Raw genomic sequence first — 489 nt, 5'->3', positions numbered from 1 at the left:
CGTCGCTCTGAAACTGCAAGCCGGGTTTCCACTCCCGCGGCTGGTATTTCGCGAGCGCCGGCTGCGACACGATCTTGCGCACCTGCCGGAGACTCTCGGCAGCAATACGGCGGTCCTCTTCGGTGCTAAGGTAGTTCGGCGCGATCGCCGGGGCATCCGACGCCTTGCCGGAGCGAATGCGCACGCTTCCGACGCTGGTCGGATTGAGGTTGCAGACGCTTGCGGTGAAGGCGGGAATGTTGTGCAACGGCTCGCCAAAGGCGTCGAGGCTGAGCGGCTGGACGTGATACTCCAGGTTGGCATGGGCCTGGCTGTCATCTGAACGGGTGAAGGCACCGAGCTGCGAGGGCGACATGCTCATCGGGCCGCTGCGCTTCAGCATATATTCGAGCCCGATCATCGCCTTGCCGAACAGGCTGTTGGCGAGCGTGTTCAGCGTCTTGGCATTGCCGACCTTGAAGACCGCGCGGATTTGCAGATGGTCCTGAA

Annotated in this window: 1 protein-coding gene; it reads right to left on the bottom strand. The window is 62.8% G+C overall.

Going from position 1 to position 489, the window contains the following annotated elements:
- The coding region (locus AC0C6X_RS30145) for a GMC oxidoreductase (RefSeq protein WP_472956704.1) at positions 1–489 on the bottom strand (489 nt) is incomplete at both ends.

The sequence above is a fragment of the Ensifer sp. VA4 genome, assembly GCF_055710065.1.
This window is presented reverse-complemented; position numbering and strand designations above follow the sequence as displayed.